The organism is Clostridium sp. ATCC BAA-442 (assembly GCF_964239415.1).
Classification (GTDB): Bacteria; Bacillota; Clostridia; order Oscillospirales; family Oscillospiraceae; genus Flavonifractor; species Flavonifractor plautii.
Genome location: NZ_CAXSQB010000017.1, coordinates 11,672 through 21,866, shown reverse-complemented (window position 1 = coordinate 21,866; position 10,195 = coordinate 11,672). Strand labels below are relative to the sequence as shown.

At 66.5% G+C, this 10,195-nt stretch carries 7 protein-coding genes; all 7 read left to right on the top strand.

Translation table 11 applies throughout. The annotated features are described in order from the left end of the window. The first annotated feature begins 40 nt into the window (after positions 1-40). The 7 genes from pth (at position 41) to ACESY8_RS09115 (ending at position 10,157) form a co-directional block, all read left to right on the top strand. The gene (gene pth, locus ACESY8_RS09145; protein WP_434307829.1) at positions 41-637 is read left to right on the top strand and encodes an aminoacyl-tRNA hydrolase; all 597 of its coding nucleotides are present in this window, start codon (positions 41-43) and stop codon (positions 635-637) included. 10 nt (positions 638-647) lie between these two features. After that, entirely contained in the window at positions 648-1,103 is a 456-nt protein-coding gene (locus ACESY8_RS09140) for a GNAT family N-acetyltransferase (RefSeq protein WP_007495932.1), read from the top strand. Between the two features lie 82 nt (positions 1,104-1,185). Continuing rightward, a complete protein-coding gene (gene mfd, locus ACESY8_RS09135) occupies positions 1,186-4,698 on the top strand; it encodes a transcription-repair coupling factor (RefSeq protein WP_434307828.1) in 3,513 nt (1,170 codons plus the stop codon). Between the two features lie 295 nt (positions 4,699-4,993). Beyond that, complete coding sequence (locus ACESY8_RS09130; RefSeq protein WP_007495927.1) at positions 4,994-6,235, top strand: peptidylprolyl isomerase; 1,242 nt, start codon at positions 4,994-4,996, stop codon at positions 6,233-6,235. Positions 6,236-6,374: 139 nt separating this feature from the next. Then, positions 6,375-6,734, top strand: coding sequence for a helix-turn-helix domain-containing protein (locus tag ACESY8_RS09125; RefSeq protein ID WP_007495925.1), 360 nt, complete (start codon positions 6,375-6,377; stop codon positions 6,732-6,734). 2 nt (positions 6,735-6,736) lie between these two features. After that, positions 6,737-7,426: a response regulator gene (locus ACESY8_RS09120; RefSeq protein ID WP_007495922.1), complete on the top strand. Its 690-nt coding sequence runs from the start codon at positions 6,737-6,739 to the stop codon at positions 7,424-7,426. An 85-nt stretch (positions 7,427-7,511) separates the two neighbouring features. Continuing rightward, positions 7,512-10,157, top strand: coding sequence for a cation-translocating P-type ATPase (locus ACESY8_RS09115; protein WP_195306583.1), 2,646 nt, complete (start codon positions 7,512-7,514; stop codon positions 10,155-10,157). Positions 10,158-10,195 lie beyond the last annotated feature (38 nt).

Genomic DNA, 10,195 nt, shown 5'->3' with positions numbered 1-10,195 from the left:
GAGCGTTGCTCCGCCCCCATTGCCGCATGGAGGAAAAACCTTGTTTTTTGACAAAAATCGGGGCGCCGGGGCTGAATGGCTGGTGGTGGGCCTGGGCAACCCCGGCGAAAAATATGAGAATACCCGCCACAATGTCGGCTTTCTCACCGTGGACGAGCTGGCCGAGCGGGCCCGGGTGCCCGTGCAGAAGCTGAAGCACCGCGCCCTTACCAACACCTTGGAGGTGGGGGGCGTCAAGGTGCTGCTCATGAAGCCGGTGACCTATATGAACCTGTCCGGCGAGGCGGTGGGGGAGGCCGCCCGCTTCTATAAAATCCCACCGGAGCGGGTGCTGGTCATCTCTGACGACGTGTCCCTCCCCCTGGGCAAGCTGCGCATCCGCAAGGGCGGCTCCGCCGGGGGTCATAACGGCCTCAAGAGCATCATCCAGCACCTGGGTACCGACCAGTTCCCACGGATCAAGGTCGGGGTGGGCCAGAAGCCCCACCCCGACTACGACATGGCCGACTGGGTGCTCTCCAAATTCGCCGGGGAGGATCTCAAGACCATTACAGAGACCATCCGTAAGGCCGCCGACGCGGTGGAGTGCCTCATTCAGGAGGGGCCGGACAAGGCCATGAACCGCTTCAACGGCTGAGGAGTGCGCCATGATCACCTTTCGGGAAATTGATAAAAGCAACTATATGGAATGCATCTGCCTAAAGGTGAAGGACGAGCAGCGCGGCTTTGTGGCGGATAACGCCCGCTCCCTGGCCGAGGCCCGGTTTGAAGAGGGCCTGTATACCCGGGCCGTCTATTCCGACGGCGTCATGGTCGGATTTGTCCTGTTTGATTATGACCCAGAGCTTCCCGGGTGGTGCATGAGCCGGTTCATGATCGGCGCGCAGTACCAGGGGCGGGGCCTGGGCAAAGAGGCCGTGCTCCGCTTTCTGGACTTTATGAGGGAACACATGGGGGTGCGGGAGCTCTACCTCCATGTGGAGCTGGAGAATACGGCGGCCTATGAGATGTATCAAAAGCTGGGCTTCCGCGCCGTCCGGGAGATCCAGTATACCTTTGACGGGGCGGTCTACCGGGAGCGGCGGATGAAGATTTGCCTCTGAGACTCCCCGCCGCCCATCCCACGCCGGGCCTCCGAACGGCCCGCGCCCACAACTTCCGATCTTTTCTGTGCCGAGGTGTCCTATGAAGCCACTGCTCTCCGCCCTCAACGACATACCTGAATACCGCTCTCTGCTGGCGGCCATCGACAACGGGGCCTGTCCGGCGGCCTTTTCCGGGCTGTCGGCGGTGCACCGCGCCCATTTTGCCGCGGGCATCCGCCAGGAGCTGAACCGCCCCGTGGTGGTGGTGTGCGCCGACGAGGGGGAGGCCGAGCGCATGGCCAGGGATCTGGCCGCCCTGTCGGGGGAGGAGGTGCGCACACTCTCTGCCCGGGAGTTCACCTTCCACAACGCCGCGGTGGTGTCCCGGCAGTACGAGCACCGGCGGCTGTCCACCCTGCGGGCGCTGGCGGCGGGGGAGTGCCCCCTGCTGGTCTGTACGGTGGAGTCTATTCTCCAGCGCACCATTCCCAAAACCCTGCTGACCCAGGCGGCCCAGGTTCTGCGGATGGGAGAGCGGCACGACCTGGGGGAGCTGGCCGGCACCCTGACCGCCGCGGGCTACACCCGCTGCGAGCAGGTGGAGGGCGTGGGCCAGTTCGCCCTGCGGGGGGGCATCCTGGACTTTTTCTCCCCGGCCCACCCCAAGCCCGTCCGGGTGGAGTTCTTCGGGGACGAGATCGATGCCATGGGCCTCTTCGATCCCGACACCCAGCGGCGCATCGAGAACCTCGGCGCGGCGGAGATCCTGCCGGCGGCGGAGGTGCTGCCCCAGTTTACCCCTGGCGGGTACGGCGGGCTGCTGGAGGGGCTGGACCGTCTCATTTCCCAGGCAAAGCGCCGCAAGGGGAACGAGACACTGGTGCAGACGCTGGAGGAGGACCGGGAGCGGCTGGCGGCCAGCACGGCCTTCCCGGCCATGGACCGCTACATCGCCCTGATCTACCCCGTCATGGCCACGGCGGCGGATTACTTCCCCGAGGACGCGGTGGTGGTGCTCAGCGAGAGCCCCCGGGTGGCCGAGCGGGGAAAGAGCTACCTGTGGCAGTTGGGAGAGGACGCCAAGGCCCTGATGGAGCGGGGAGAGCTGGCCGGGGAGCTGGCTGACTTCGCCCGCACCTTTGAGGAGCTGACCGAGGTGTTGGCCGACTGGCCGGTCTGCTACCTGGACGCCTTCACCTCCTCCCGGTACCCCCAGCGGCCCCGCACCCTGCTCAACCTGCTGACCAAGCAGCTCCCCTCTTACGGCGCCAGCCTGGAGACCGCCGTCTCCGACCTGGCCCACTATGTCTCCGACGGATTCCGCACCGTGGTGCTGGTGAGCAGTGAGCAGCGTGCCCTCAACCTCCAGGCCCTCCTGCGGGAGCAGAAGATGACCACCGCCGTGGATTTCCAGCTCCACGAGCTGCCCGGCTACGGCAAGGCGGTGATTGCCGTGGGGGGGCTCACTGCCGGCATGGAGTACCCGGTGGGGCGCTTCGCCGTGCTCACCGAGGGGCAGTCCCTGCTGGGCAAAAAGCGCAGGAGCAAGCCGGTGACCAACCGGCAGAAGCTGGGCTCCTACGCCGACCTGTCTCCCGGCGACCTGGTGGTACACGAGCACCACGGCGTGGGCCGCTTCCTGGAGATGACCAAGATGACGGTGGACGGGGTGCAGAAGGACTACGTCAAGATCGCCTACGCCGGGGCCGACGTGCTCTACGTCCCCGCCACCCAGCTCGACCTGGTGAGCAAGTACATCGGCTCCGGGGAGGACGCCCAGGAGACCCGCAAGCTCTCCAGGCTGGGGGGCACCGACTGGGAGAAGGCCAAGACCCGGGCCAAGAAGGCCGTCAAGGATCTGGCCAAGGGGCTCATTCAGCTCTATGCCGAGCGGCAGCGCCAGCCCGGCTTCGCCTTCTCCCCCGATTCCCCCTGGATGAAGGAGTTTGAGGACGAGTTCGAGTACGCCGAAACCGACGATCAGCTCCGCTGCATCGCCGAGATCAAGCAGGATATGGAACAGGCCCGGCCCATGGACCGGCTGCTGTGCGGCGACGTGGGCTACGGCAAGACGGAGGTGGCCTTCCGGGCCATCATGAAGTGTGTGCTGGACGGCAAACAGGCCGCCATCCTGGTGCCCACCACCGTGCTGGCCCGGCAGCACTACCTGACGGCCAAGCAGCGCTTTGCCAAGTACCCGGTGGAGATCGACGTGGTCAGCCGCTTCCGCACCCAGACCCAGATGAAGGACACCCTGCGGCGGCTGGAGCAGGGGGGCATTGATCTGCTCATCGGCACCCACCGCCTCTTCCAGAAGGACGTGAAATTTAAGGATCTGGGCCTGCTGGTCATCGACGAGGAGCAGCGCTTCGGCGTCCAGCACAAGGAGAAGCTCAAGGAGCTGTCCAAGCAGGTGGACGTGCTCACCCTCTCCGCCACCCCCATCCCCCGGACGCTGAATATGGCCCTCTCCGGCATCCGGGACATGTCCACCCTGGAGGAGCCGCCCATGGACCGCCAGCCGGTGCAGACCTATGTGCTGGAGCACGACTGGGGGGTGCTCTCCGATGCCATGCGCCGGGAGCTGGAGCGGGGCGGCCAGGTGTACTACCTCCACAACCGGGTGGAGACCATCACCCGCACCGCCGCCCGCATCAAGGAGATGCTGGGGGAGGACGTGGCTGTGGCGGTGGCCCACGGCAAGATGAGCCAGGAGGAGCTCAACGACGTGATGACCCGCATGAGCGACGGCGAGGTGGACGTGCTGGTGTGCACCACCATCATTGAGACGGGCATCGACATCGCCAACGCCAACACCCTGATCATTGAGGACGCCGACCACATGGGCCTGGCCCAGCTCCACCAGATCCGCGGCCGGGTAGGCCGCTCCACGCGCAGGGCTTACGCCTACCTGACCTACCGCCGGGGCAAAGTGCTCACCGAGGTGGCCTCCAAGCGCCTGGGGGCCATCCGGGAGTTTGCCGAGTTCGGCTCGGGCTTCAAAATCGCCATGCGCGACCTGGAGATCCGGGGGGCGGGCAATGTGCTGGGGCCGGAGCAGAGCGGCTTCCTGCTCAGCGTGGGCTACGACATGTACCTCAAGCTGCTGGAGGAGGCGGTACTGGAGGAGCGGGGCGAGAAGCCGGAGCGCCCCACCGAGTGCGCTGCCGATCTCAGTGTGGCCGCCTCCATCCCAGACCGCTATGTGCCCTCGCCGGAGCAGCGGATGGACCTCTACCGCCGCATCGCCGCCATCCGCTCCGAGGCGGACGCCGACGACGTGATGGATGAGCTCATCGACCGCTACGGCGACCCGCCCCGCACGGTCAACAACCTCATCTCCGTGGCTCTTCTCCGCGCCGATGCCGCCCGGAACGGGATTTCCCAGATCGACCAGAAGGGCGCCAACCTGAATTTCTATCTGGACCAGTTCGATCTCCAGCGGGTGTCCGCCCTGTGCGGCCTGGAGAAGTACCGCTCCCGCCTGCTCTTCTCCGCCGGGGAGCGGCCCTATCTGGCCTTGCGGCTAAAAAAGGGGGAGGACGCCCTGAAATTCGGCCGCAAGCTGGTGGAGGACTACGCCAAGACCGCCCCGGCTCAGACAGAGGGGTAGGGCGCGGGGGCGGACTCCCCCTACCCGGCGGCAGCCGGCGCCGCGTGTGCGGCGGAGCTGGGCGGGATTCACTTCCGCCCAGCGAAATGAAATGGAACGGGGCCCCCGGCCCGCTGCTGGCGGGCTGGGGCTGAGGACGCCCTGAAATTCGGCCGCAAGCTGGTGGAGGACTATGCCGAAAACGCCCCCAAAGCGGAGCCGTAGGGCGGCGCGCAAAACTTCCGGTTGTATCCGCTGGGGAAATGGTGTACACTGGAACAGGCTTTTGGAACCCAAATAAGGAGGACAAACACGCATGAACGTGAAACAGTTTCTGTGCGCCGGCATGACCGGGGCGCTGCTCGTGGCCGGACTGACAGCCTGCGCGCCCGGCGCGCCGGAGGTGGACCCGTCCGACGTGGCCTATCAGACCGCCGGTGTGACCAGGGACACGGTGCTCTTTACGGTGGATGGCACAGAGGTTACCGCCGACGAGTACCTGTTCTGGCTGCTCCAGAGCGTGGCCTCGGCCAAGCAGAGCGGTTACCTGGCGGACGACGACGCTTGGGAGGAGGAGCTCAACGGCGTCCCCACGGCGGAGTATCTGAAGGAGGACGCGCGGAACACCAGCGTGCTCTACACCACGGTGTCCAACCACGCGGCGGCGGCGGGACTGACCGTAACCGAGGAGGAGCAGGCCGAGGCGGACGCTGAGCTGGAGACGCTGACCCAGCGGGTGGACAGCTATTACGGGATGACCCTTCAGGAGTACCTGGACCAGCAGTGCATCAGCGAGGCGGCTTTCCGCAAGCTGAACCAGGTGCCCTATCTGGCCCGGAGCCTCCAGACCCAGATGGAGGAGGCGGGGGAGCTGACCGCCCAGGACGCCGATCTGGATGCCATGGTGGAGGAGGCGGGCTACTACAAGGCCAAGCACATCCTGCTGGCCTTCCCGGAGAACGAGGACGGCAGCGCTGTCACCGACGAGCAGAAGGCCGCCGTCAAGGCGGAGGCCGACCAGCTCCTGGCCCAGATTCGGACCGCCGCAGACCCCTTGGTGGAGTTTGACAAGGTGATGAACGAACGCAGCGACGACGGCCGGGACGAGAACAACCAGCTCTATGCGCCCGACGGCTACCTGGCCTATGCCGGCCAGATGGTGCCTCAGTTTGAGAGTGCCGCCAAGGCCCTGGCCGTGGGTGAGATCAGCGAGCCCGTGGAAACCGCCTACGGCTACCACATCATTCTGCGCCAGGACTTTACCGACGAGGAGCGCCAGCAGCTCCGGGACAGCATGGCGGCCATCTACCCCGATTACGCCATGAGCAAGCTGAACGAGCAGTGGGTGGAGGAGGCGAAGGTAGAGGTCAAGCCCGCCTATGAGAAGCTGGATCCCAATTCCTTCTACAAGAATATGGTGGCCTTTGCCGAGCAGTGGCAGGAGGAGAAGGCCGCCGAGGAGGCCGCTCAGGCGACCGCCAGTCCCGCGCCTGAGACCGGGACCCCGGCACAGAGCACAGAGCCCGCACCGGATGCCACCGGGAGCGGAGCGCAATAAGCACAGGCAAAAACCCCGCCGATCCGGCGGGGTTTTTGATTAAAAAACTATAGTTTAAAAGAAAGATTCTATTGTTTATAGTAAAAATCCAAAGTTGTGTCAATCTATATCTAAAGTTTGGGACAAAGGGTGAGACACAATGGAGGACAAGGAGAAAAAGCTGGCGCTGCAAAAGGCCGTGGGCGAGCGGGTGTACCACAGCCGGAAGCTGGCGCGGATGAGCAAGGAGGAGCTGGCCGAGCGCCTGGGCATCTCCTCCCAATATGTAAATGATATTGAACAGGGGAAAAAGTGTATGTCCATGGCGATTTTTGTGGAGCTGGGCGAGGTGTTCCACACAGGGCTGGATGAGCTCGCCCACGGCGCGCAGAAGGAGGAGCCCGTGCTGGAGCACCTGCTCTGCCACCTGCGCCAGCTCTCTCCGGTGCAGCGGGATATGGCCGTTCACATGCTGCATCTGGCGTTCCGGGCCGCCCAGGAGCTGGGCCCGGAGGAGTAGGCGTGGCGCTGGAGATCCGGGTCCTGGTGGTGGAGGATGATCCGGAGACCCGGATGCTGACGGAGGCCCTTCTGTCCGGACGGAAGGGGGTCTGTCTGTGCGCGCTGGCAAAGGACGGCCTGGAGGGGCTGGAGCTGGTGGAGCAGACCAGGCCCGATATCGTGCTGCTGGATCTGATTCTGCCCGGGATGGACGGGCTTGATTTCCTCCGCGCCCTGCGCCGCCGGAGCGCGCGCCCGGCTGTGGTGGTGGCCTCCCAGGCCTCGGAGCCCACAGTCATCCGGCTGGCCTTTCAGCTTGGGGCCAGCTACTATCTCATAAAGCCCCTCAACTTCGACTCCCTGCCCGACCTGTTTCACTCGCTCTGCCTGGAGCCCCGGGAGCGGGCGGCGGCGGACTATCTGCGGGGGATGGGCGCGTCCGGGCTGGGGGTGGAGGCCGCCGCGCGGACGGCGGCCGTGCTCTCCACGGGCGCGGAGGGGGCCATTCCGCTCAAGGAGGGGTATGCCGCCGCCATGGCGGCCCAAAACACCAGCTACGCCTGCGTGGAGAAAAACATCCGCTCCATGGTGGGCAAGCTCCAGGCCGGGGCCTGCGGGGAGTATCAGGCCCTCATGGGCGGCCTTCCGGCCGAACGGCCCAGCAATGAGCTCTTTCTCCGCCGGCTGGCCCGGCGGATTTTGGAGTGGTAGCGCCACGTTTCCCCTGAAATCGGACAGGCACTCTGCTATACTGTAGCCAGAAATTGGAAACTACAGTGAGCGAGGAGCGAGCGACATGGGCGTATGGCATACATACAGCACCAGACAGACCCTGTCTGAGCTGGAAACGGACAAGTCCCGGGGGCTGAGCGGGGCGGAGGCGGAGCGGCGGCTGGCCCGCTGGGGGCCCAACCGGCTGGAGGAGGGGAGGCGGCAGGGGCTGCTGCTGCGCTTCCTGGGGCAAATGAAGGACCCCATGATCCTGGTGCTGCTGGCCGCGGCGGCCCTGTCCCTGTGGGCCAGCGGCGGCGAGGACTGGCTGGATGCGGCCATCATCCTGGTCATCGTGGTGGTGAACGCCTGCATCTCCATCTCCCAGGAGGACAGCGCCGAGAAGGCCCTGGAGGCCCTGCGGAAGATGTCGGCCCCCCTGGCCAAGGTGGTGCGGGACGGGGCGCTTCAGCGGCTGGAGACCGACCGGCTGGTGCCCGGCGACATCATCCATCTGGAGGCGGGGGACCTGGTGCCCGCCGACGCCCGGATTCTGGAGGCCGCCTCCCTCCAGGCCGATGAGAGCGCCATGACCGGCGAGTCCGTCCCCGTGTCCAAGGGGCTGCTGTCCGCCCTGCCGGAGGACACCCCCCTGGCGGAGCGGCACAATATGGTGCTCGCGTCCACCGTCATCACCCGGGGGCGGGCGGTGTGCGTGGTCACCGGCACCGGCATGGACACCGAGGTGGGCCGCATTGCCGGGCTGCTGCTGGGGGAGGGAGAGGGACAGACCCCCCTCCAGAAGAAGATGGCGGAGATCTCCAAGACCCTGTCCTTCGTCTGCCTGTGCGTGTGCGCGGTGATGTTCGGGGTGGGGCTGCTCCAGGGGCGGCCCATGCTGGACATGTTTCTCACCGCCGTCTCCCTGGCGGTGGCCGCCATCCCCGAGGGGCTGCCCGCCATCGTCACCATTGTGCTGGCCCTGGGGGTGGCCCGCATGGCCCGGCGGCGGGCCATCGTCAAGCGCCTGCCCGCCGTGGAGACCCTGGGGTGCGCCGGGGTGATCTGCTCGGACAAGACAGGCACGCTCACCCAGAACCGCATGACCGTGGTGGATGTGTGGACGCCCCGGAGCGGCGAGCGGGCCCTGGCCCTCACCATCGGAGCCCTGTGCTCCGATGCCGCCCTGGCCTGGAAGGGGCGGGAGCCGGTGTCCACCGGCGATCCCACCGAGACCGCACTGGTGGACGCGGCGGCCCGGGAGGGCCTGGATAAAAATGGACTGGAGGGGGAGTGGCCCCGGCGGGGGGAGCTGCCCTTTGACTCGGAGCGCAAGCTCATGACCACCGTCCACCAGAGGCCCGGCGGCGGCTGGCGGGTGTGCGTCAAAGGGGCCCCCGACGTGCTCGCCCGCCGGTGCCGGCTGGATTCCGCCGCCGCCCGGCGGCTGGAGAGCCGGAACGAGGCCATGGCGGGGAAGGCCCTGCGGGTGCTGGGGGTGGCCTACAAGGATCTGGCCATGCTGCCCCGGGAGCTGAACAGCGCCGCTCTGGAGCAGGGACTCACCTTTGTGGGCCTCATCGGCATGATCGACCCGCCCAGGCCGGAGGTGCGCACAGCGGTGGAGCAGTGCTACGCCGCGGGCATCAAGCCGGTCATGATCACCGGCGACCACAAGCTCACCGCCGTGGCCATCGCCCGGGAGCTAAACATCTACCGCCCCGGGGACCTGGCCCTGACGGGGGAGGATCTGGACTTTCTGCCCCAGGAGGTGCTGGAGCAGGAGGTGGAGAAGTTCTCCGTCTATGCCCGGGTGTCCCCCGAGCACAAGATGCGCATCGTCAAGGCGTGGCAGGCCCGGGGAAAGGTGGTGGCCATGACCGGCGACGGCGTCAACGACGCCCCCGCCCTCAAGGTGGCGGACATCGGCTGCGCCATGGGGGTTACTGGAACCGACGTGGCCAAGGGAGCCGCCGATATGATCCTCACCGACGACAACTTTGCCACCATCGTCTCCGCCGTGGAGCAGGGCCGGGGCATCTACGCCAACATCAAGAAGGCCATCCACTACCTGCTCTCCTGCAACATCGGAGAAATCCTCACCATCTTCTGCGCCACGGTGTTCCACTTCCACCAGATGCCTCTGGTGCCGGTGCAGCTTCTGTGGCTCAACCTGGTCACCGACTCCCTGCCCGCCCTGGCCCTTGGGGTGGAGCCGGTGGAGGAGGGGGTCATGTCCCAGCCGCCCCGGGACGCCCACGCCTCCCTCTTTGCCCACGGCTTTGCCTTCCGGCTGGCCTGGCAGGGGGTGATGGTGGGGCTGCTGACCCTGGCGGCCTATTTCCTGGGGGAGTATGTGCTCTCCGACCCCGGCGAGGCCCACGCCGCCGCCAACACCATGGCCTTCGCCACCCTCACCCTGTGCCAGCTCTTCCACGCCTTTGACGTGCGCAGCGAGCGCTCGTCCCTCTTTCACATCGGGGTGTTCTCCAATCCGGCCATGAACAAGGCGTTTCTCATCGGCCTTACCATGCAGTTGGCCGTCCTGTGCGTGCCGCCCCTTCAGGTGGTGTTCAGCACCGTTCCCATGAGCCCTCTGGAGTGGGCCGTGGTGCTGGCCCTGGCCATTACCCCCGTGGTGGTGTGCGAGCTGGCCAAGGCCGTGAGCCGCGGCCGGACCCGCTGTCCGGCGCGGGCGGAGAAGGTGGAGCCGGCCTGTGCCCGGCGCTGAGCCGGGACGAATCAAGAGGCGGGGGGGGGGGGGGGGGG